The following is a 21,408-nucleotide window of genomic DNA, read 5'->3' as shown; positions in this document are numbered from 1 at the left end:
ATGTTTCATGGGACCGCCGTCCCGACACCCTCAGGAGCCTTCAGTGTCCCGCCCCGACCTGTCCAACCGTTTCGTCTTCGACGACCCCCGCTACGAACAACTCGCCATCGAGGGCGAGGCCCAGTACAAGCTCGGCACGCCCTTCAACCACATGGCGTTCGACAACTTCCTTCCGGAGGACATCGCCGAGGCGATGTGGCAGGAGTTCCCCAAGGCGCAGGACATCGAGTGGCACAACTACAACCGCCCGGCCGAGCGCAAGCTGGTGTGTGTGGACGAGACCAAGTTCGGCCCGGTGACGCGCCAGATGCTCTACCAGTTCAATTCGGCGCCGTTCCTGCGCTTCCTTGAAAAGGTCACGGGCATCGACAACATGATTGCCGACCCCTCGATGCGGGGCGGCGGTCTGCACCAGACGCCGCGCGGCGGCCTGCTCAAGCTGCACGCCGACTTCAACAAGCACGACCAGAACTTCCTGGACCGCCGAATCAACGTCATCTTCTACATGAACAAGAACTGGAAGGAAGAGTACGGCGGCAGCCTGGAGCTGTGGGACCGCGAGGTGACCTACTGCGGGGCCAAGATTCTGCCGGTGTTCAACCGTCTGGCGATCTTCTCGCCGACCAGCAACACCTTCCATGGCCACCCGGACCCGCTGACCTGCCCGGAGGGCGACTCGCGCAAGTCGCTGGCATTGTTTTATTACACGAACGGGCGGCCCGACGAAGAGAAGAACGGTGCGCACACCACCATCTTTGCCGAGCGGCCCAACGAGAAGATCGGCGGACTGCGCTGGCGCGTGTCGCAGGACTACATGCCGCCGGTGCTGTTCCGGGCCATGCGCCGCTTCCGCGAGCGGCACCTGGCCGGAACGATCCAGAAGCGCGGCTGATCAGGCCAGCGTGAGGGTGACGTCGATGTTGCCGCGGGTCGCGTTCGAGTAAGGGCAGACCTGGTGGGCGGCGTCGACCAGGGCTTGGGCCTGCGCACGGTCCATGCCCGGCAGGTGCACGGTCAGGCGCGCCGCGATGCCGTAGGCCTGGCCCACCGGGCCCAGGTCCACCTCGGCGTCCACCGCCACATCGGCCGGCACGGCCAGCTTCATCTTGCCGGCCACGGCCTTGATGGCGCCAATGAAACAGGCCGAATAGCCGGCCGCAAACAGCTGCTCGGGGTTGGTGCCGTTGCCAGGCGCGCCGGGCGGCGTGTGCTTGACGTCCAGCCGGCCGTCGTCGGAGCGCGAGGCACCATCGCGGCCGCCGGTGGTGTGGGTGCGGGCGGTGTAGAGGACTTTGTCGAGAGAGGCCATGGTCGGGTCTTTCATGAAAAGCTTGCGTTGCAAGCGGGTGGGTGAAGGGGTCAGGCGCTGAGCCGGTCGCGCAGCGTCTGGATCTGCCGGGTCAGGGCGGTGACCTCGTCGAGGTTGCACTGCGCGGCCTGCATCACGCAGGCGGGCAGGCGGGCCGCCCGGGCCTTGAGCCGCCGGCCGGCCGTGGTCAGGCGGATCAGCACGCGGCGCTCGTCGGCGGCGTCCCGCAGGCGCGACACCAGGTCGGCCGCCTCCAGGCGCTTGAGCAGCGGGGTCAGGGTGCCCGAATCGAGGTGCAGGCGCTCGCCGAGTGCCGAGACGGTCTCGCCGTCGCGCTCCCACAGCGCCAGCATCACCAGGTACTGGGGATAGGTCAGGCCCATCGATTCCAGCAGCGGCTTGTACAGCTTGGTCATCGCCAGCGAGGCGGAGTACAGCGCGAAGCACAGCTGGTTGTCCAGCAGCAGGGCGCGGTCGTCGAGGGCGGGGTTGGAAGGCATGGGTGAACTGTAGTCATCAATTAAATTGTGCGCAATTTAATTGATGAAAACCTTTATGCGGAAAGGGTCAAAACGGAGCGCGATGCAGATCCAGGGCACCGCGGAACCGGCGCAGCCGGGTGCGGGGGTCAGACCACCAGCGGCGGCTTCTGCATTTCTTCGATCTGTTCGACCAGCATGTCCACCTGGCCGTGCCAGTAGTCGCGGCCGCCGAACCAGGGGAAGTTGATCGGGAAGGCCGGGTCGTCCCAGCGGCGCGCGATCCAGGCGCTGTAGTGCACCAGCCGCAGGGTGCGCAGCGGTTCGATCAGGGCCAGTTCGCGCCGGTCGAAGTCACGCATCTGCTCGTAGCCGTCGAGCAGCGCGCCCAGTTGCTGCGTCTGCTGGCGCCGCTCGCCCGAGAGCAGCATCCACAGGTCCTGCACGGCGGGTCCCGTGCGGGCGTCGTCCAGGTCCACGAAGTGAGGTCCGGCGCCAGGCGCGCCCTCGGGCGTCCAGAGGATGTTGCCGGGGTGGCAGTCGCCGTGCAGGCGGATGAGGGCCGCGCCGTCCTCGGTGGCCGGAGCCCGGACCGGGCGCAGGGCGGGGTGCGATTCGATGATCTGCAGCGCTTCGCCCAGTGCCTGGCGCCAGGCGGTGCGCACCTCGGGCGCCACCGCCTCGTGTGTCAGCAGCCAGTCGCGCGGCTCGTGGCCGAAGCTGGCGGCGTCCAGCGCCGGGCGATGCTCGAAGGGCCGGGCGGCGCCCACGGTGTGCAGCCGCGCGAGGAAGCGGCCGGTCCACTCCAGCACCTCGAAGTTCTCCAGTTCTGGACGGCGTCCGCCGCGCCGAGGACTCACGCTGAACAGGAAGCCGCCATGCCGGTGCAGCGTGCGGCCCTCGATGGCCAGCGGTGCCACCACCGGCACATCGGCGGCGGCCAGCTCGGCCGCGAAGGCGTGCTCTTCGAGGATCTGCGCTTCGCTCCAGCGCTCCGGGCGGTAAAACTTGAGCACCACCTGCGCGTGCCCCTCCAGCGGTGTTTCCAGCGCCGCCTGGTAGACCCGGTTCTCATAGCTGCTAAGCGCCGACAGGCGCCCGTCGCCCCACAGGCCCAGGCTCGTCAGTGCGTCCTGCACCGCATCGGGCGTGAGGGTCTCGTAGGGGTGTCGCGGGTCGGTGGCGTGCATGCGCCGATTGTGACCGCCTGCGACAATCCGCCCCATGTCCAAAGCCGCCCGCCGCACCCGAGAAGCCCCCAGCCTGCAGGAACAGCTGCCCGAACTTCGCGAGGGCCAGTCCGTCGAGCTGCTCAAGGAACTGCACATCCTCACGCGCGAGGGCAAGCTCAACCAGGACACCCGGCGCAAGCTCAAACAGGTCTACCACCTGGTCCAGTTCATCGAGCCGCTGCTGGCCGAGGTGCTCAAGGACCGGGGCGACGTGACCCTGGCCGACCACGGCGCGGGCAAGTCCTATCTGGGCTTCATCCTTTACGACTTGTTCTTCAAGTCGAAGCCGGTCGGCTGGGTGTACGGCGTCGAGACCCGTGCCGAGCTGATCGAGAAGTCCCGCGCGCTGGCGCAGCGGCTGGGCTTTGCGCGCATGGGCTTTCTGGCGACGACGGTGCAGCAGGCGCTGGAGCATCCCGACCTGCCGGCGCAGATTGACGTGGTGACGGCGCTGCACGCCTGCGACACGGCCACCGACGACGCGATCGCCTTCGGCCTGGCCAAGCAGGCCCGCTTCATGGTGCTGGTGCCGTGTTGTCAGGCCGAGGTGGCCTCGGTGATGCGCCAGCACAAGGCGTTGTCACTCGCCCGAACACCGCTGGCCGAACTCTGGCGGCACCCGCTGCACACACGCGAGTTCGGCAGCCAGATCACCAACGTGCTGCGCTGCCTGCAGCTCGAAGCCCACGGCTACCAGGTCACGGTCACCGAACTGGTGGGCTGGGAACACTCGATGAAGAACGAGCTGATCCTGGCGCGCCGGCACGACGGGCCGCAGGGTCAGCGACAACGCGCCCGCGAGCGCCTGCTGCAGATCGTCGAGGAGCTGGGCCTGCAGCCGCTGCGCGAGCGCTTCGCCGCTTGAAGCGCCGCGTGCGGCGGCGTCCTTTTACTTGGCGCCCGGTTGGGCCGCGGGTGGTGCGGGTTTGGCAGGTTTAGCCGGTGTGGCGGCGGCCGAGGTGGCCGCCTTCAGGCGCTCGCTCAGGGTTTTCTCCAGCGCCTGCACGCGGGGCTCGACGGTGGCCCGGGTGTCGGACACCAGCTTGGCCTGCAGCGACTGCTGCATCTCGCCGCTCAGTTGCTGGTACTTTCCGTAGGCCGGCGACTCCAGCATCGCCACGATCTCGCGCAGCTCGTCCTCGTTGAACTTGCTCTCCAGCACCGCGCCGATGGTGGCAGGTGCCAGCTGCTGGGCGCTGCGGCGCACCAGGGGCACGGTGTCCTTGAGGTACTTTTGCAAATCGGACTGGACCTCTTTGGCGACGGTCTCCTGCCGCTCCTTGGGCACCTTGGCGGCAATGATTTCAGAGGCCCGATCCGCCAGCACCAGTGCGGGCTCTTCGGTCATGGCCGTGGCCAGCCGCTCGATGCCGCCTTGCTGCAGCTTGAGCACGCGCTGGATCAGCTCCTTCTTGGCCGGGCTGGGCGCGGCGGCGGCCGCGGGAGCGGCGGGCGCCGCGGCAGGGCTGGACTGGGCGTGGGACGCGAGGGCGGTCAGCGACAGCAGCAGCGACACGCCGACGGAACGGGCGAGAGAACGGGAGAGGGGATGGCGTTGGGTTTGGGTCATGCGGCATGGTAACCCTGCGTCCCCGGGGGGGGTGTAACCAGACCTTGGCGCCGTCCAGGGGGCCGGTCGTTACCATCGTGCGATGGTTTGCAAGCCCCTGACCCTGATCTCGCGCCTGCTCGCCTCTGCCGTGGTGGTGTTGGCGGGGTGTGCGTCGCCGTTACCCCGCGGAGCCGACGAAAGCGCACCGGTGGCAGCCTGCCAGCGCTGGCTGCAGCAGCTCGACGAACAGACCGATGCACACGCGGTGCGCGACGGCGGCGCGGCCCGCATCGACGGTGTGCCCTTTTTGCGCGTCGACCGCCTGCTGGCCTCCTTCCGCGACGAATCCATGCAGGACGCCGCACGCTGGCGGGCCTGGGGCGAACGCCTGCTGGCGCTGGACCAGGTGGCGCGCAGGGCCGAGATCCGCAACCTGCCGCCCACTTCACTGCAAGCGCTGGGCGCTGCCGACCGCGAGGACCTCGATGCGCGCGCAAAGGCCTGCGGCCCTGTGCTCTGGCAGGCGCTGTCGGCCGACGAGGCGGCTCGGCAGAGGCTGCGCGACGCCGCGGTGGTGCCCGACGACTACAGCGCCGCACTGCGCACGCTGGGCCTGTACCCTCTGAGCCGGTGGCCCTTCTTCGCCGGTGTCGAGCGCGAACTGCGGCACTGGCAAAGCCGCTGGATGGCCTTGCCGCCCGCGGAGGCGCCGGGTTGGGTGCGCTACCGGCCTGCCGGTGAGACCACCCCGCCGGTGCCGTGGACGCCTCTGCCTGTGGACGCGCTGGGCATTCCGGCGCCCGACGCCGACACCGCCCGCCGCGTGCTGCAGGCCTATGCGCCGGTGTTGCACATCGAGACCCGCTCCGACGCCGACCGGCCCGGCCGGCTGCGCTGGGGCCAGGGCCCCGCACCCGAAGTACAGACGCAGCAGCCGGTGCTCTACCAGCGCATTGCCCACACGCGTTACGGCGACCGGGTACTGCTGCAGCTGGTCTACAGCCTGTGGTTTCCTGAGCGGCCGGCGCGCCACGGGCTGGATCTGCTGGCCGGCCGGGTGGACGCAGTGGTGCTGCGCCTGACCCTGGACGAACGCGGCCGGCCGCTGATGCTCGACAGCATCCACGGTTGCGGCTGCTACCACGTGTTCGTGCCGGCGCGCAGCGTGGACCTGCGCCCGCCACCGTCGGCGCGCATCGAGTGGGCCTTCGTTCCGGCCGCGCTGCCCGAACTCGCACCCGGCCAGCGCCTGCGGGTGTACCTGAGCGCGTCGGACCACCAGTTGGTCGGGGTGGCTGCCGACGATGGGGCAGGGCAAGGGACGGCCTTGCGGCTGGAGGACGAGGACCAGCTGCGCAGCCTGCCCACGCCGGCTGGTGGTCATCGCAGTGCTTTCTGGTCCAGTGGCATCATGCCGGGCACCGAGCGCGGCGAGCGGGCCTTGTTCTGGCCCATGGGCATCGAGAGCCCCGGCGCGATGCGTCAGTGGGGACGGCATCCGACGGCCTTTGTCGGCCGCCGCCATTTCGACGAACCACGCCTGCTGGAACAGCGTTTTCACTGGCGTCAAGAGGCCGCCGCCCCCTGAGGGGTTTCGTCCTGTTACATGACAGCACCCTCCCGGGGTGGTACACCCGGGGGCCCCGGGCGCCGCCCGAGCAACCATTCCTTCTCTGCATGGTGACCGACTTTCCCTTTCTTCTTCAGTCCATGGCCTGGCCTCTGGTGCTGCTGCTGGCCTGGTACCTGGGCGAGCGCCTTCACGAATGGGCCAACCTGCCACGGGTGACCAGCTACGTGGCGGTGGGCCTGGTGGCCAGCCTGATCAACCTGCCGGGTCTCACCGACGCGGTGCCGGGCCTGCCCTTCCTGGCCAACGTGGCGCTGTCGCTGATCCTGTTCGAGCTGGGCTACCGCATCCACCTTCGCTGGTTCCGCCACAACCCCTGGGTACTGGCGCTGGGGCTGGTGGAGTCGGTGGCCACCTTCGCGGCGGTGTACTGGGTCTCCGGTCTGTTCGCGCTGCCGGTGGACACGCGACTGATCATCGCAGCGCTGTCGGTGTCCGCGTCGCCCGCCGGCATCGTGCGGGTGGCCAACGAGATGCGCAGCGCTGGCCAGGTGACCGAGCGCGTGCTGCACCTGTGTGCAATCAACTGCCTGGTGGCCGTGCTGGCGCTCAAGCTGGTCATCGGCTACTGGCACCTCTCGACCTCGGGCGACCTGGTGCTGGCGGCGTTCGGCAGCGTGCACGTGCTGGTGACCTCGGTCGCCGTGGGGGCGTTGCTGGGCGTGGGCATGCCCGCGCTGCTGCGCAGTCAGCGCATCCAGGAGCGCGACGTGACCCTCGTCTTTGCCCTGGCGGTGGTGCTGCTGACCACCATGGCCTACGGCCTGAAGCTCTCTCCGCTGCTGGCCGCACTGACCTTCGGCATCGTGGCGCGCGAGCGCCGCGTGCACCTGACCAACGCGCAGCGCGGCTTCGGCACCGCGGGCGACATGCTGACCCTGTTCCTGTTCGTCTACATCGCCGCCCTGCTGGACTGGAGCGAGATCGGTGGCGGCGTGCTGCTGGGTCTGGCACTGATCTTCGTGCGCATCGCCACCAAGGTGGTGTGCAACGTGGCTGCGGCGCGCCTGTCGGGCAGCACCGAGCGCAAGGGTCTGCTGACCGGCCTGGCGCTCACACCGATGTCGGCCTTCGCCATCCTGCTGCTGGAACAGAGCCGCCTCTACGGCTTCGAACCCGCGCGCCAGGTGCTGATGGCCCTGGCCTTCATGATGGTGCTGCAGGAGCTGTTTGGTCCGCTGGTGACGCAGCGAGCCCTGCAGGCGGCGCGCGAAACGCATGTGACCCGGGAGTGACGCAGACATGCCGCTGGAAACCTTCAAAGCCTCCGAATCCCTCACGCTCGGCGTCGAGCTCGAACTGCAGCTGGTCAACACCTACGACATGGACCTCTCCAGCAGCGCCAACGACCTGCTGGAGCTGCTGCGGCGCAAGCCCTTCCCGGGCGTGGTCACGCCCGAGATGACGCAGAGCATGATCGAGATCGCGACCGACGTGCAGCACCTGCACGGTCCGCTGCTGGCGCAGCTGCGCGAGATCCGCGACACCCTGGTGCATGCGGGCGACCGTCTCAACATCGCGCTCGCAGGGGGCGGCACCCACCCATTCCAGCGCTGGTTCGAGCAGCGCATCTTTTCCAAGCCGCGCTTCGAGCAGCTCTCGGGCCTCTACGGCTACCTCGCCAAGCAGTTCACCGTATTCGGGCAGCACGTGCACGTGGGTTGCAGCTCGCCCGACGAGGCGCTGTTCCTGTTGCACTCGCTCAACCGCTATGTGCCGCACTTCATCGCGCTGTCGGCGTCCTCGCCGTTCTTCCAGGGCGTGGACACGCTGTTCGATTCGGCGCGGCTGAACTCGGTGTTCGCCTTTCCGCTGTCGGGCCGTGCGCCCTTCACCCTCAGCTGGGACGAGTTCGCCAACGTGTACTTCACCAAGATGGAGAGCACGGGCGTGGTCAAGTCGATGAAGGACTTCTACTGGGACATCCGGCCCAAGCCCGAGTACGGCACCATCGAGCTGCGGGTCTGCGACACACCGCTGACGGTGGAGCGCGCCGCCGCGCTGGCCTGTTACCTGCAGTGCCTGTGCCGACACCTGTTGCAGCGCGACGAACCGCCTCCGGTCGAGGACGATTACCTCGTCTACACCTACAACCGCTTCCAGGCCTGCCGCTTTGGTCTGGACGGGATGATGGTCAACCCCAAGACGCGCGAGCAGATCAGCATCCGCGAGGACATCCTGGCCACGCTGCGCAAGCTGGGCCACCACGCCGATGTGCTGGAGGCGCAGGCCGCGCTGGACGAGGTCGAACGCACGGCGGCGCGCGATGGCAACCACGCCACCTGGCTGCGCAAGTGTTATGCCGAGAGCGGCAGCGTGCAGGGGGTGGTGGCGGCGGCGGTGGACGCGCTGCGCGCCTGACGGAGGGTGAGGCGGGGCCGGCTGGAGCCCCGCTCGGAGGAAAACTGACAGGTGATTGCCGTTTATCTCACGGCTTGTCAGGCAATTTCCTACAACGCGAATGGCGAGGCGCCGACTTAACGCCTTGAAACAGGATGAATACAGTTTGTGACATCGACAAACGCCTTGTTTTCAACCTCTTTCTCCCCAGGACAGCGCCATGAACACCCCCGACAGCCTCAACCCCTTCGTCCTCATGCTCGATCCGGAAGCCGTGATCACGGCCATGGAAAGCAGCCGCGATCTGCGCGGCCTGCGCCACCGCGTGTGCCGCCCGCTGGACAAGCCCCTGATCCCGATCACCCACCGCACCCTCACCCAGCGCAAGGCCATCCGCGCCTACGACGCCGTGATCGACAACGAGGCCTTCATGGACTCGGGCGTCGAGTTCTACGCCGCAGCCCAGCCGGCCCTGCAGCGCGCGGTGCACTGATCACTTCGCAAAGCGTTTGCGGGTCAGCGCCAGCGCGACCCAGAACGCGCCGACCGCGTAGACCGCCAGCACCGCCAGGTGCACCAGGGGCCGATCGGGCCACTGGTCCATGAACAGGGGGCGCACCAGCGCGACGGCATTGGTCAGCGGCAGCCATTCGGAGATGGCGCGCAACAGACCCGGCAGCTGTTCCCGGGGAAAGAAGACACCCGAGAGAAACATCATCGGTGTCAGGAACAGCGTGAAGTAGTAGGTGAAGAAGTCGTAGCCCTGGGCCAGCGCGTTGAACACCAGGGCGATGCACGAGAAGGTGATGCCCGCCACCAGCAGGACCGGCAGCACCAGCAGCAGCTTCGGTGAATGGCTGATGCCCAGCGCGAGCATCACCCCCAGGATGGCCAGCACCGTGAACAGGGCCTTGAAGGCCGCCCACAGCATTTCCGCCAGCACCACGTCGTCCAGCCGCACCGGTGCGTTCATGATGCCGTCCCATGTCTTCTGCACATGCATGCGCGAGAAGGCGGAGTACAGCGCCTCGAAGCTGGCCGCGTTCATCGCGCTCATGCAGATGCTGCCGCTGGCCAGGAACAGGATGTAGGGCACGGCCTGCTGCCCCTGCGGCGTGGACAGGCTCACCTGGCCCACGAGCGCGCCCATGCCGTAGCCGAAGGCGACCAGCCACATCAGCGGCTCGGCGATGTTGCCGACCAGGCTGGGCAGCGCGAGCTTCTTCCACACCAGCAGGTTGCGCTGGAAGACGGGCCACCAGCGCATGGACAGTTGCGGTGCAGACCAGTGTGCGTTGGCGGTGTTCATCAGCCGTCTTCCCGTATTTGTCTGCCAGTCAGTTTCAGAAACAGGTCCTCCAGGTTCGCCGGCCGGTGCAGCGTTCGCAGATCGTGCATCGGCGCCAGCGCCTGCAGCAGCGACCGGGCGTCCTGGGTGTAGAAGAACACCGTCTCGCCGCTCACCTCGACGCGCCCGGCCATCTGGCGCAGGGCGGTGTGTGCGGGCGCGTCGTGCAGGGCCAGCGCGCCGGTGCCGTAGACCTCCACCACCTCGGGCTCCAAGTGCTGCGCGATCAGCTCGCGCGGCCGGCCTTCGGCGATCTTGCGACCATGGTCCAGCACCAGCAGGCGCGAACACAGGCGCTCGGCCTCGTCCATGAAGTGGGTGGTCAGCAGGATGCTCTTGCCCTGCTGCAGCAGCAGCTGCAGGCGCTCCCACATGAGGTGCCGGGCCTGCGGGTCCAGCCCGGTGGTGGGCTCGTCGAGCAGCAGCAGTTGCGGGTCGTTCACCAGGGCACGCGCCAGCGACAGCCGCCGCTTCATGCCGCCCGAGAGTTCGCCCGGCTTGGCGTCGGCCTTGTGCGACAGGGCCGCAAACTCCAGCAGCTGCGGGATGCGCGCGCGGATGGCCGAGTCCTTCAGGCCAAAGTAGCGCCCGTAGACCAGCAGGTTCTCGGCGCAGGAGAAGTCCGGGTCCAGCGTGTCCATCTGGCTCACCACGCCGAGCCGTTGCTTGACCGCCAGCGCCTCCTGCGGCATGGGCAGGCCGAAGGCGGTCACCGCGCCGGCGTCCGGTGCCGTCAGGCCCAGGCACATGCGGATGGTGGTGGTCTTGCCGGCCCCGTTGGGGCCGATCACGCCCAGACACTCGCCCGGCGCGATGCCGAACGAGAGACCATCGACGACGGTCTGGCCTCCATACCGCTTCACCAGCTCCCGGCACTCGAACAGCAGTTCACTCATGGCGGCCGATTGTGCCGTGCCCGCTGTGCCCCTGCCGGCGGAAATGGCGGGTGAAAACGACCGACCTACAATGCCGGCTTCCCGGCCGAACGGTCGTCTGACGCCGCGTCCTGCGCGTTCCAAAGTGTCCCTTCCCCCCGCCGTCGCCCTGCAATACCTGCTGCCCAAAACCGCCATCACGCGCTTCGCCGGCTGGTGTGCCCACTCGCGCGCCACCTGGTGGACGCACAACGTGATCCCCTGGTTCATCAAGCGCTACGGCGTCAACATGGACGAGGCGGCCAACCCCGATCCGCGCAGCTACGCCACCTTCAACGAATTCTTCACCCGGCCGCTGCGCGCCGGTGTGCGCCCGCTGGCGCCCGAGGGATTTGTGTGTCCGGTCGATGGCGCGATCAGCCAGTTTGGCGACATCAAGGACGACCAGATCTACCAGGCCAAGGGCCACCGCTACAGCACCCGCGCGCTCGTGGGAGGCAGCGCCGGCCTGGCCGCGCAGTTCCGCGGCGGCTCGTTCGCCACCATCTACCTCAGCCCCAAGGACTATCACCGCATCCACATGCCCAGCAACGCGCGGCTGCGGCGCATGATTTACGTGCCTGGCGAGCTGTTTTCTGTGAACCCGGTGACCGCCGCGCACGTGCCCGGCCTGTTTGCGCGCAACGAACGCGTGGTCTGTGTGTTCGACGTGCCGCATGGTGTCAATGGCGAGACCCGTCCGATGGCGCTTGTGCTGGTGGGCGCCACCATCGTCGGCAGCATGGCCACGGTCTGGCACGGTGTGGTCAATCCGCCGCGCACCCGCAACGTGCGTGAATGGACCTACGACGACGAGCCCTGCCTGCTGCAGCGCGGCGAGGAGATGGGCTGCTTCCTGCTGGGGTCCACGGTCGTGATGCTCTGGCCGAAGAACACCATCGACTTCCACCCGCGCTGGGCGGCTGGCCGGCCGGTTCGCATGGGCGAGGCCATGGGCCTTGCCGCCCCCTGACGTCTTTTCCGAGGACCCCCAATGACGACGCTTGGTACACCTTTCTCGCCCTCCGCCACCCGTGTCATGCTGCTGGGCAGCGGCGAACTCGGCAAGGAAGTGCTGATCGCGCTCCAGCGCCTGGGCGTGGAGACCATCGCGGTCGACCGCTATCAGAACGCGCCGGGCCAGCAGGTGGCGCACCACGCGCGCACCATCACCATGAGCGACCCTGAGCAGCTCAAGGCGCTGATCGAGGCCGAGCGCCCGCACCTTGTGGTGCCGGAGATCGAGGCGATCGCCACGCCCATGCTGGAACAGCTCGAAGCCGCTGGCACGGTGACAGTGATCCCGACCGCGCGTGCCGCGCGCCTGACCATGGACCGCGAAGGCATCCGCCGCCTCGCGGCCGAGACGCTGGGCCTGCCGACCAGCCCGTACAAATTCTGTGATTCCCTGCAAGAGCTGCAGGCGGCCATCGATGCCGGCATCGGCTACCCCTGCATCGTCAAGCCGGTGATGAGCTCCAGCGGCAAGGGCCAGAGCAAGATCGACGGCCCGGCCGATGTGCAGAAGGCCTGGGACTACGCCATGGCCGGCGGCCGCGTGAGCCATGGCCGTGTCATCGTCGAGGGGTTCATCGACTTTGACTACGAGATCACCCAGCTGACGGTGCGTGCCAAAGGTGCGAACGGCGACACCGAAACCCATTTCTGCGAACCCATCGGCCATGTGCAAGTCAGCGGTGACTACGTCGAGAGCTGGCAACCCATGGCCATGCGCCCCGAAGCCATTCAGAAGTCGCGCCAGATCGCCAAGGCCGTGACCGACAACCTCGGCGGCCTGGGCCTGTTCGGCGTCGAGCTGTTCGTCAAGGGCGAGCAGGTGTGGTTCAGCGAGGTCAGTCCGCGCCCGCACGACACCGGCCTGGTGACCCTGTGCACCCAGCACCAGAGCGAGTTCGAACTGCACGCCCGCGCCATCCTGGGTCTGCCGGTGGACACCAGCCTGCGCAACCCCGGCGCCAGCGCCGTGATCTACGGCGGCGTGGATGCACAAGGCATCGTGTTTGACGGCGTGGACGACGCGCTGCGCGTGCCCGGCACCGACCTGCGCCTGTTCGGCAAGCCCGAGAGTTTCGTCAGGCGCCGCATGGGCGTGGCGCTGGCACGGGCAGCGGACACCGACACTGCGCGTGCCAACGCCAAGCTGGCTGCGAGCAAGGTCAAACCCCGTCAGGCCTGAGCTTCTTCTTTCAGGGGCGCTGCACCAGCCGCGCCAGCTGGGCGTCGTGCCAGCGCGCCAGCAGCTGCTGCGCCACCACAGCGCCGACAAAGGCCAGTGCCATGTCCTTCTGTGTGTCCCAGGGGTCGCCCTGGGTGCCCAGGAAAGCATCGGCGCCCGCGCCCATCGCGACGGCTGCGCCCCATTCGATCAATTCATAGAGCGCGCTGATGCCGCCGCAGGCCATCACCACGATCACGAACAGCCACTTGCCTGGCCTGAGCGCCGTCCGGCGCAGCAACAACTCGCGCGCCACCATCGCGGGCACGAAACCCTGCGCAAAGTGCCCCACGCCGTCGTAGGGGTTGCGCGCCAGTCCGAACCAGTCCTGCATCCAGAACCCCAGCGGTACCTGGGCATAGGTGTAGTGGCCACCCAGCATCAGGATCAGGGCGTGCACGAAGATCAGGCCGTAGAGCAGGGGCGTGAGCGGAAAGCGCCGCCGGCTCAGCCACAGCAGCGGCAGCACCACGACGACCGGCGCCACCTCCATCGCCCAGGTGTCCAGTTCCAGAGGGTGCCAGGCCGACAGGCCCAGCAATGCGATCAGGGCGACGGACCAGAGCGTCAGGCCGCGCGCGTCGAGGGTGGGGGAGGACATCGGCGGATCATATCGATCCGCCGTGCCGGACTCACTCGTGGCGCAGCGCGTCGATGGGATTGAGCCGCGCTGCCCGCCGCGCCGGGAAGTAGCCGAACAGCACACCGATGGCGGCTGAGAACAGGAAGCTCAGCAGGTTCACCCCCAGGTTGAACTGGTAGGGCACGTCCATCACCGCCGACAGCGCCACCGAGGCGCCGGTGGCCAGCACGATGCCCACCAGGCCACCGAGCGCGGCCAGCACCACGGCCTCGATCAGGAACTGCAGCAGCACCTCGCGCTCCAGCGCGCCGATGGCCAGGCGCAGCCCGATCTCGCGGGTGCGTTCGGTCACGCTCACCAGCATGATGTTCATGATGCCGATGCCGCCCACCAGCAGACTCACGGCGGCCACCGCACCCAGCAGCATGGTCATGATCTTCGTGGTGCCCGACAGGGTTTCGGCCAGTTGCTTGGTGTCGAGCACGTTGAAGTTGTCCTCGTCGGTCTCGGCCAGCTTGCGGCGCTCGCGCAGCAGCTGCGTGATCGAGGCGGTCACGCGCGTGGCGTCGGCGCCGTCGCTCATGGACACCAGCAGGGTGTTGACGCGGGTGTGGCCGACGATGCGGCGCTGCAGCGTCTTGATCGGCATCAGCACCATGTCGTCCTGGTCGTTGCCGAAGGCGCCCTGGCCCTTGGATTCGAGCGTGCCGATGACCTCGCAGCTCATGGCCTTGACCCGCAGCTGCGCACCCACGGCGCTGGTGGCGCCGAACAGCTCGCGCTGCACCGTCTGGCCGACGAGGCAGACCGCCCCACCGGCGCGCAGCTCGTCGTCGCTGAAGTTGCGGCCGTCGGCGATCTTCCAGTTGCCGGTGATCAGCCAGTCGTTGGTGCTGCCGATCACGCTGGAGCTCCAGTTGCGGCCGTTGGCCACCAGGGTCGTGCCGGTGCGGGCTTCGGGCGCGACCGCCAGGATGCCGCTGACCTGGCCCATGATGGCCTCGCCGTCGCTCTCCTTGAAAGCCGGTGCTCCGGCGCCGCCGCCGCCCGGGCCCATGCGCTGGCCGGGTCGCACCTGCAGCAGGTTGGTGCCCAGGCCTGCGATCTGGTTCTGCACCGCCGCGGTGGCGCCGTTGCCCACGGTGACCATGGTGATCACGGCGCTGACGCCAATCACGATGCCCAGGATGGTGAGGAACGAGCGCAGCAGGTTGCGCCGGATCGAGCGCAGCGCCAGGATCAGGGTGTTAAGCCACATGGCTGCCTCCCTCGGACTGGCTTTCGCGCAGCATGTGCGGCGCCGGGTTGCGCACGTCGCTGGCGACCACACCGTCGACGAAGCGCACCATGCGGCGCGCGTACTCGGCCATGTCGGGCTCGTGCGTGACCATCAGCACGGTGATGCCCTGTTCGGCGTTCAGGCGCCACAGCAGTTCCATGATCTCCTGGCTGCGTTGCGTGTCGAGGTTGCCGGTCGGTTCGTCGGCGAGCAGCACCTGCGGCTCGGTGACGATGGCGCGCGCAATGGCCACGCGCTGCTGCTGGCCACCGGACAGCTCGCCGGGGGTGTGGTGTTCCCAGCCCTTGAGCCCGACCTTCTCCAGCGCCGCGAGTGCCGCCGAGTGCCGCAGGGCCGCGGGTTCGCCGCGGTAGACCAGGGGCAGTTCGACGTTCTCCTGCGCCGAGGTGCGCGCCAGCAGGTGGAAGCCCTGGAACACGAAGCCGAAGTAGCGCCGGCGCAGGCGCGCGCGCTGGTCGCGCGAGAGTGACTCCACGTGCACGCCACGGAACAGGTATTCGCCGCTGGTGGGCACGTCCAGGCAGCCCAGGGTGTTCATCGCAGTCGACTTGCCCGAACCGCTGGGACCCATGATGGCCACGAAGTCGCCCTGCTGGATGTCGAGGTCGACCCCCTTGAGCGCCTGGAAGGCGGTGTTGCCCTCGCCGTAGGTCTTGGTGATGCCTCGCAGGCGGATCAGCGGGGCGTCGCTCACTGCCCTGCTCCGGAGGCACGCTGTTCGGTGATCACGGCCATGCCTTCGCTCAGACCTTCGCCGCTGACCTCGGTGTTGCGGCCGTCGCTGATGCCGGTCTTCACCGGTTTGGCCACGGGCTGCCCGTTTTCCAGCACCCAGATCTGGCGCGGGCCGCCGCCGCGGCGGTCCATGCCGGCGGTCTTGGGGCGGGCGGAGCTTGGCGGGCGCGGCATCATCTTCGAGAGGATGCCGCCACCGCTCGCAGGGGTGGCTCCGTTGGACGACGCGGGCGAGAAGCGCAGCGCGGTGTTGGGCACCAGCAGCACGCCCTTGGCTTCCTTGGCCACGATGGTCGCGGCCGCGGTCATGCCCGGGCGCAGGCTCAGGTCGGCGTTGTCGACGTTGAGCGTGGTGGTGTAGGTAACGACGTTGTCGGTCTTGGTGGAGCCGAAGGCCACGCGCTGGATGGTGGCCGGGTAGCGCCGAGCGGGGAAGGCGCTGACGGTGAACGTCGCCTTCTGGTCGACCTTGACATTGCCGACGTCGGCCTCGTCCACCGCCACGTCCAGCTTGAGCTGGGCCAGGTCTTCGGCCAGGGTGAACAGGGTCACCGCCTGCAGCGAGGCGGCCACCGCGTTGCCCGGATCGACCGAGCGCGAGAGCACCACGCCACTGATGGGCGATCGGATCGAGGCCTTGGACAGGTTGGTTTCGTTGGTTGACAGCGCGGCGCGGGCTTCGTTGACCGAGGCCTGGGCGGCGGCCTCGGCGGCCACGGCGCGGTCCACGGCGGCCTTGGCGCTGTCCAGCTCGGTGGCTGAAGGCACCTTGCCGCCCGACAGGCGCGCGACCTCCTCGAAGCGGGCCAGCGTGGCGCGGGCCTCGCGGGCCGTGGCCACCGCCTGGGCCAGCTGCGCCTGGGCCGAGGCCAGGCCGGCACGCGCCTGCGTCACCTGGTCCTGCAGCTTGGCGGTGTCCAGCTCCACCAGCACCTGACCCGCCTTGACGCGGTCGTTGACGTCGACCAGCACGCGCTTGACCGTACCCGAGAGCTCGCTGCCCACGTTGACCGAGCGGGTCGGTTGCAGCGTGCCGTTGGCGGCGACCGTGAGCGTGATATCGCCGGTTTTCAGCGGCTCGGTCACAAAGACCGGCGCGGCCTTGGCGCTCTTCTGCGACTGCCACACGTAGAGGCCGCCACCGGCCAGCGCGAGCGCCGCGACCGCGATCCAGGTCGAGGCGCGCTGCCACCAGCGGGGCGGACGGTCATCGCCCAGCAGGTTCTGGACGTCGGCGGGGGTGGAGGTCTTCTTGGCGTTCATGGTCATCGGGAGAAAGCGTTCAGCGGGCGGCGCTCGGCGCGGCGGTGTCCGGGGTCCAGCCTCCGCCCAGGGCCTTGTATAGGCGCACATGGCCGGTGGCGAGCGACGTCTGGGCGCTGGCCACGCTGTCCTGTGCAGACAGCAGGGTGCGCTGGGTGTCGAGCACGGTGCGGAAGTCGATCAGGCCGCTCTGGTAGCGCTGGCGCGCCAGCAGTTCGGCGTTCACGGCCGCGTCCGCGGCAGTCTGCAGGCGGGCCAGGCGCTCCCGGTCACCCTGTATGGCGACCAGCGCGTCTTCCACGTCCTGCAGCGCTGTGAGCACGGTGCTGGCGTAGCTTGCGCGCGCCTGTTCCAGTGCCGCCTCCTGCGCGCGCACCTGCGCCTTCGCGGCGCCGCCGTCCAGCAGAGGTGCCGACACGCTGGCCAGCAGGGACCGCACCATGGAGGCGCCGTCGGTCAGCGTGCCGAGGGTGAGTGCGGACAGGCCCAGTGAACCGCTCAGCCGGAAACTGGGGTAGCGCGCGGCATCGGCGGCCGCCACCCGCGCCAGCGCGGCGCTGATGCGGTGTTCGGCGGTGCGCACGTCGGGGCGCTGGCGCAGGGTCTCGGCCGGCAGCGAGAGCGCGATGTCCGCGGGCGGCTGCGGCACGGGCGCGACCGCGCCCAGCGTGGCGTCGAGCGCGCCTGGCGCCTGCCCGGTCAGCACCGACAGCGAGTTGCGGGCCTGGGCCAGGCTGGTCTGCAGCGCCGGAATCTGTGCCTGGGTCTGCGCCTGCGCGGCGACGGCCTGCTCGAGGTCGAGCGAGGAGGCCAGGCCGGCCTGCACCCGCCAGCGGGTGATCTGCAGCGTCTCGGACTGGGCGGCCAGGTTGCGTTGCGCAATGTCCAGCCGCGACTGCAGGCCACGCAGCTCGATCAGCGACGCAGCGACCTCGGCCGCCAGCGATACCTGCACATCGGCCAGGCCGGTCTCGGACGCACGGGCCTCGGCTTCGCTGGCGGCCAGACTGGCCCGGTTGCCACCGAAGATGTCGGGCTCCCAGCTGGCGTCAAAACCCGCCTGGAAGCGGTTGCTGGTGTCGGCCGTGCCCGAGCGGCTGCGCTGGGCCGAGCCCGAGGCGCTGAGCGAGGGGCCGTTGTTCGCCTGCTGCACGTCGCGCTGGGCGCGCGCCTGTTGCAGTGCGGCCTGCGCGCTGCGCACGCCGGGATTGGCTTGCAGCGACTGGGTGACCAGCGCGGTCAGGGTGGGGTCGTTGAAGCGCTGCCACCAGTTGGCCAGCGGCGTGGCGGGGGATGGGGTGCTGCTGGCCCCGGCGGACCATGCGGTTGGCACCACGACCCCGGTGGGGTCCAGGGACCCGGCTGCGTTCGGGGTGGCACATGCGCCCAACAGGGCGGCTGCGCACAGGGTCAGAAGAAGCGCACCTGGTCGGGGCCGTGACGGAGGAGCAGTAGGCATCGGTTCGTTCATGGTGTGGTGCCGGCGAACCAGCTGGAGACCGATTGTGCGCAGGCGCCTCGAAGGGACCGTGACCGGTGTGTGAAGTTCCGGTAAAGCGCCGGTCTTACTGGAACGCCACTTCGGCGAAGCTGCGCAGCTTGCGGCTGTGCAGCTGGTCCACCCCGCCAGCGCGCAATAGTTCCACCGCACGGATGCCGATGCGCAGGTGCTGGTCCACCCGCTCGCGGTAGAAGTGGTTGGCCATGCCGGGCAGCTTGATTTCGCCGTGCAGCGGTTTGTCGCTCACGCACAGCAAGGTGCCGTAGGGCACGCGAAAGCGGAATCCGTTGGCCGCGATGGTGGCGCTTTCCATGTCCAGCGCAACCGCACGCGACTGCGAGAAGCGGCGCTGCGGCGTGTTGTCGGGCAGCAGCTCCCAGTTGCGGTTGTCGGTGCTGGCCACGGTGCCGGTGCGCATGATGCGCTTGAGCTCCTGCGGCGGCACGCCGGTCACGTCGGCCACGGCCTGCTCCAGCGCCACCTGGATCTCGGCCAACGCCGGGATCGGCACCCACAGCGGCAGTTCTTCGTCGAGCACATGGTCCTCGCGCACGTAGGCGTGGGCCAGCACGTAGTCGCCCAGCTGCTGGCCGTTGCGCAGGCCGGCGCAGTGGCCCAGCATCAGCCAGGCGTGCGGGCGCAGCACGGCGATGTGGTCGGTGATGGTCTTGGCGTTGGCCGGGCCGACGCCGATGTTGACCATGGTGATGCCCGAGCGGTCTTCGCGCAGCAGGTGGTAGGCCGGCATCTGCGGCAGCCGGGGCAGGGCCTTGCCCAGCGCGTCAATCGCTTCGGTGCTCAGGCCGGCGCGGCGCGTGACCAGGTTGCCCGGCTCGACGAAGGCGACGTAGTCGCTGTGCGGGTCGGCCATCTCGGCGTGGCCCAGCTTGATGAACTCATCGATGTAGAACTGGTAGTTGGTGAACAGCACGAAGTTCTGGAACCAGTCGGGCGAGGTGCCGCTGTAGTGGCGAAGGCGCTGCAGCGAATAGTCGACGCGCGGCCCGGTGAACAGCGACAGCGGGTGCGGCTCACCGGGTTTGGGTTCGTGCGTGCCGTTGGCGATGCCGTCGTCCATCACGGTCAGGTCGGGCAGGTCGAACACGTCGCGCATCAGGGCGCGGCGCTCGGGCCCCATCTCTCCTTCCACATGCTCGTGTTCGGCGAAGGAGAAGTGGATCGGGATCGGCTGCGTGCTGGTGCCCACCTCCAGCTTGCCGTCGTGGTTGGACAGCAGCAGGCGGAACTGCTCCAGGTAGTAGTCGCTGTAGAGGTCGGGGCGGGTCAGCGTGGTTTCGAAGCGGCCCGGGCCGGCGACGAAACCGTAGCTCAGCCGGCTCTGCAGCCCGGCCTCCTGCCGCGAGACACTGCGCGAGTGCAGCCGCACGAAGGGGTAGCAGGCGCGGATGCGGGCGCCACCGGGCTCGGCACCCGCCACGAAGTCGTGCATGGCTTCGCGCAGGAAGGCGACGCTGCTGTCGTAGATGTGCTGCACCTGGGCCAGCGCGGCGGCCGGGTCGTCGAACAGCTGGGGTGCGATGAAGGTCGGGGATTTGTGCATGGGGCTATTGTGGCCATGTGCGGCGCGCTTTGTGTGACGGCAGGGGCGCTACAGTGCAGCGAGGAGCCACCATGCTTTGGAACACATCGCCCCCCATTGATGCAGCTACCGCAACTGCAACCTTGCTGGTCGCGCTCGGCTGCGGCCTGCTGGTGGGCATCGAGCGCGAGCGGCGCAAGGGCAGTGGCCCGAACCGGGCGTTCGCCGGCTTGCGCACCTTTGCGGTGACCAGCGTGGCCGGTGCGGCGGCGGCGCTGACCCAGATTGGCGGGCTGGTGGTGGCCGGTGCACTGCTGGTGATCGGCCTCACCCTGCTGGCCTACCAGCGCGACCGCTCTGACGACCCCGGCGCGACGACCGAGATTGCGCTGCTGCTGACCTACCTGACCGGTGTGCTTGGCGTGTGGAGTCTGCCGCTGGCGGCGGGTCTGGCCGTGGGCCTGACCGCGCTGCTGGCCGGGCGCGAACGCCTGCACCAGTTCGCCTTGCATTGGTTGCGCCCGGGCGAGGTGCGCGATGGCATCGTGCTGGCTGCGCTGGCGCTGATGGCCTTGCCGCTGGTGCCTGACCAGTCGCTGTGGGGCACGCCGCTGAACCCGCACAAGGTGGTGCAGCTGCTGGTGCTGCTGCTGGGTGTGCAGTCGGTGGCGCACCTGGCGGGGCGGCTGCTCGCGGCCCGCCACGCGGTGGCGGTGTCGGCGCTGGCCTCGGGCTTCGTGTCCAGCACCGCCACCATCGCCACCCTGGGGCTGGCTGTGCGCGAGCAGGGCGCCCGTCCGCGCCTCATGGCCGGTGGCGGTCTGCTGTCCTGCGTGTCCACCCAGTTGCAGTTGCTGCTGGTGGCTGCGGCCATGCAGCCGGCCTGGCTGGCGCAGCTCTGGCTGCTGGCGCTGGTGGGTGCCGGGGTGGTGGCTCTGTGGGGCTGGGTGCTGTTGCGCGGTGCGCCGACCGATGGCGATGGGCTGTCGGTTTCGTCTCCACGCATCGAGGGACTGGCGGTGCGTGGCGGTGACCGCATGTTCAGTCTGCGCGGCGCCGCGGCCGTGGCCATGCTGCTCAGCAGCATCCAGCTGGTGGTGCACGCCTTGCAGCGCTGGCTGGGTGATGCGGGCCTGGTGGCAGGCGCACTGGTCGCCGCGCTGGCCGACCTGCATTCGGCGCTGGCGGCGGTGTTTTCGGCCACCACGCCGGTGTCGGGACCGGCTGGCGTGTGGGCGGTGGCGCTGGCCTTGCTGGTGCATGCGGCGAGCAAGAGCGTCACCGCGGGCCTGACGGGCGGCGCCGCCTACCTGCGCTGGCTGGCGCCGGGTTTGTGGCTGCACACCGTGCTGGTGGCGGCCGGGGTGGTGTGGATGGGCAGCGCCTGAGCGCGTGAAGATGCGATCCGGCGCCGGGCCGCCCCAAGCCGGATCAGCCCCCGTGGGG

21 protein-coding genes are annotated in these 21,408 nt (G+C 68.9%); 9 read left to right on the top strand and 12 right to left on the bottom strand.

Going from position 1 to position 21,408, the window contains the following annotated elements:
* The first annotated feature begins 43 nt into the window (after positions 1 to 43).
* Positions 44 to 892 (top strand): 2OG-Fe(II) oxygenase, encoded by an 849-nt coding sequence (locus ACFOPI_RS13000; RefSeq protein ID WP_382174448.1) that lies wholly within the window; start codon positions 44 to 46, stop codon positions 890 to 892.
* Here the strand turns inward: ACFOPI_RS13000 and ACFOPI_RS12995 are convergent, their stop codons facing one another.
* From ACFOPI_RS12995 to ACFOPI_RS12985, 3 genes are all read right to left on the bottom strand, one after another.
* Positions 893 to 1,309, bottom strand: coding sequence for an organic hydroperoxide resistance protein (locus ACFOPI_RS12995; protein WP_308328828.1), 417 nt, complete (start codon positions 1,307 to 1,309; stop codon positions 893 to 895).
* A gap of 50 nt (positions 1,310 to 1,359) precedes the next feature.
* Positions 1,360 to 1,809 (bottom strand): MarR family winged helix-turn-helix transcriptional regulator, encoded by a 450-nt coding sequence (locus ACFOPI_RS12990; RefSeq protein WP_382174446.1) that lies wholly within the window; start codon positions 1,807 to 1,809, stop codon positions 1,360 to 1,362.
* A gap of 128 nt (positions 1,810 to 1,937) precedes the next feature.
* Positions 1,938 to 2,978, bottom strand: a complete 1,041-nt coding sequence (locus ACFOPI_RS12985) for a serine/threonine protein kinase (protein WP_382174444.1) — start codon at positions 2,976 to 2,978, stop codon at positions 1,938 to 1,940.
* A 34-nt stretch (positions 2,979 to 3,012) separates the two neighbouring features.
* Here ACFOPI_RS12985 and ACFOPI_RS12980 point away from each other — a divergent pair, with 34 nt between their 5' ends.
* Positions 3,013 to 3,885, top strand: a complete 873-nt coding sequence (locus ACFOPI_RS12980; RefSeq protein WP_382174442.1) for a class I SAM-dependent methyltransferase — start codon at positions 3,013 to 3,015, stop codon at positions 3,883 to 3,885.
* A 24-nt stretch (positions 3,886 to 3,909) separates the two neighbouring features.
* On the opposite strand, the gene ACFOPI_RS12975 is transcribed toward ACFOPI_RS12980, so the two are convergent.
* Positions 3,910 to 4,590 carry a hypothetical protein gene (locus ACFOPI_RS12975; protein ID WP_382174440.1) on the bottom strand — a complete coding sequence of 227 codons (681 nt, stop codon included), beginning with the start codon at positions 4,588 to 4,590 and terminating at the stop codon, positions 3,910 to 3,912.
* Positions 4,591 to 4,672: 82 nt separating this feature from the next.
* On the opposite strand from ACFOPI_RS12975, the gene ACFOPI_RS12970 reads away from it, so the two are divergent.
* The 4 genes from ACFOPI_RS12970 to ACFOPI_RS12955 all read left to right on the top strand — a co-directional run bounded on the left by ACFOPI_RS12970 (position 4,673) and on the right by ACFOPI_RS12955 (position 9,035).
* Positions 4,673 to 6,160 (top strand): hypothetical protein, encoded by a 1,488-nt coding sequence (locus ACFOPI_RS12970; RefSeq protein WP_382174438.1) that lies wholly within the window; start codon positions 4,673 to 4,675, stop codon positions 6,158 to 6,160.
* Between the two features lie 122 nt (positions 6,161 to 6,282).
* Positions 6,283 to 7,437: a cation:proton antiporter gene (locus ACFOPI_RS12965; protein ID WP_382174437.1), complete on the top strand. Its 1,155-nt coding sequence runs from the start codon at positions 6,283 to 6,285 to the stop codon at positions 7,435 to 7,437.
* Between the two features lie 7 nt (positions 7,438 to 7,444).
* A complete protein-coding gene (locus tag ACFOPI_RS12960) occupies positions 7,445 to 8,563 on the top strand; it encodes a YbdK family carboxylate-amine ligase (RefSeq protein WP_066253337.1) in 1,119 nt (372 codons plus the stop codon).
* Positions 8,564 to 8,762: 199 nt separating this feature from the next.
* The gene (locus tag ACFOPI_RS12955; RefSeq protein ID WP_382174435.1) at positions 8,763 to 9,035 is read left to right on the top strand and encodes a hypothetical protein; all 273 of its coding nucleotides are present in this window, start codon (positions 8,763 to 8,765) and stop codon (positions 9,033 to 9,035) included.
* Here the strand turns inward: ACFOPI_RS12955 and ACFOPI_RS12950 are convergent, their stop codons facing one another.
* Both ACFOPI_RS12950 and ACFOPI_RS12945 read right to left on the bottom strand, forming a co-directional pair.
* Complete coding sequence (locus ACFOPI_RS12950) at positions 9,036 to 9,851, bottom strand: ABC transporter permease (RefSeq protein ID WP_382174433.1); 816 nt, start codon at positions 9,849 to 9,851, stop codon at positions 9,036 to 9,038.
* The gene (locus ACFOPI_RS12945; protein ID WP_382174431.1) at positions 9,851 to 10,786 is read right to left on the bottom strand and encodes an ATP-binding cassette domain-containing protein; all 936 of its coding nucleotides are present in this window, start codon (positions 10,784 to 10,786) and stop codon (positions 9,851 to 9,853) included. The genes ACFOPI_RS12950 and ACFOPI_RS12945 overlap by 1 nt, the downstream gene beginning before the upstream one ends.
* 124 nt (positions 10,787 to 10,910) lie before the next feature.
* On the opposite strand from ACFOPI_RS12945, the gene asd reads away from it, so the two are divergent.
* Both asd and purT read left to right on the top strand, forming a co-directional pair.
* Positions 10,911 to 11,777, top strand: coding sequence for an archaetidylserine decarboxylase (gene asd / locus ACFOPI_RS12940; RefSeq protein WP_382174429.1), 867 nt, complete (start codon positions 10,911 to 10,913; stop codon positions 11,775 to 11,777).
* A 21-nt stretch (positions 11,778 to 11,798) separates the two neighbouring features.
* The gene (gene purT / locus ACFOPI_RS12935) at positions 11,799 to 13,001 is read left to right on the top strand and encodes a formate-dependent phosphoribosylglycinamide formyltransferase (RefSeq protein ID WP_382174427.1); all 1,203 of its coding nucleotides are present in this window, start codon (positions 11,799 to 11,801) and stop codon (positions 12,999 to 13,001) included.
* A gap of 10 nt (positions 13,002 to 13,011) precedes the next feature.
* Here the strand turns inward: purT and ACFOPI_RS12930 are convergent, their stop codons facing one another.
* The 6 genes from ACFOPI_RS12930 to ACFOPI_RS12905 form a co-directional block, all read right to left on the bottom strand.
* Complete coding sequence (locus ACFOPI_RS12930) at positions 13,012 to 13,641, bottom strand: DUF2238 domain-containing protein (RefSeq protein ID WP_382174425.1); 630 nt, start codon at positions 13,639 to 13,641, stop codon at positions 13,012 to 13,014.
* A 31-nt stretch (positions 13,642 to 13,672) separates the two neighbouring features.
* Positions 13,673 to 14,881 carry an ABC transporter permease gene (locus tag ACFOPI_RS12925; protein ID WP_382174423.1) on the bottom strand — a complete coding sequence of 403 codons (1,209 nt, stop codon included), beginning with the start codon at positions 14,879 to 14,881 and terminating at the stop codon, positions 13,673 to 13,675.
* Positions 14,871 to 15,617 carry an ABC transporter ATP-binding protein gene (locus ACFOPI_RS12920; protein WP_382174421.1) on the bottom strand — a complete coding sequence of 249 codons (747 nt, stop codon included), beginning with the start codon at positions 15,615 to 15,617 and terminating at the stop codon, positions 14,871 to 14,873. Before ACFOPI_RS12920 ends, ACFOPI_RS12925 begins: the two co-directional genes overlap by 11 nt.
* A complete protein-coding gene (locus ACFOPI_RS12915) occupies positions 15,614 to 16,921 on the bottom strand; it encodes an efflux RND transporter periplasmic adaptor subunit (protein ID WP_382174419.1) in 1,308 nt (435 codons plus the stop codon). The genes ACFOPI_RS12920 and ACFOPI_RS12915 overlap by 4 nt, the downstream gene beginning before the upstream one ends.
* A gap of 19 nt (positions 16,922 to 16,940) precedes the next feature.
* Complete coding sequence (locus tag ACFOPI_RS12910) at positions 16,941 to 18,380, bottom strand: efflux transporter outer membrane subunit (protein ID WP_382174953.1); 1,440 nt, start codon at positions 18,378 to 18,380, stop codon at positions 16,941 to 16,943.
* Positions 18,381 to 18,486: 106 nt separating this feature from the next.
* Positions 18,487 to 19,983 carry an AMP nucleosidase gene (locus tag ACFOPI_RS12905; protein WP_066253316.1) on the bottom strand — a complete coding sequence of 499 codons (1,497 nt, stop codon included), beginning with the start codon at positions 19,981 to 19,983 and terminating at the stop codon, positions 18,487 to 18,489.
* 71 nt (positions 19,984 to 20,054) lie between these two features.
* On the opposite strand from ACFOPI_RS12905, the gene ACFOPI_RS12900 reads away from it, so the two are divergent.
* Positions 20,055 to 21,350: an MgtC/SapB family protein gene (locus ACFOPI_RS12900; protein WP_382174418.1), complete on the top strand. Its 1,296-nt coding sequence runs from the start codon at positions 20,055 to 20,057 to the stop codon at positions 21,348 to 21,350.
* Positions 21,351 to 21,408 lie beyond the last annotated feature (58 nt).

Origin of the sequence: Hydrogenophaga luteola, from assembly GCF_042648585.1 — a bacterium.
Lineage (GTDB): Bacteria > Pseudomonadota > Gammaproteobacteria > Burkholderiales > Burkholderiaceae_C > Hydrogenophaga > Hydrogenophaga luteola.
This window is presented reverse-complemented; position numbering and strand designations above follow the sequence as displayed.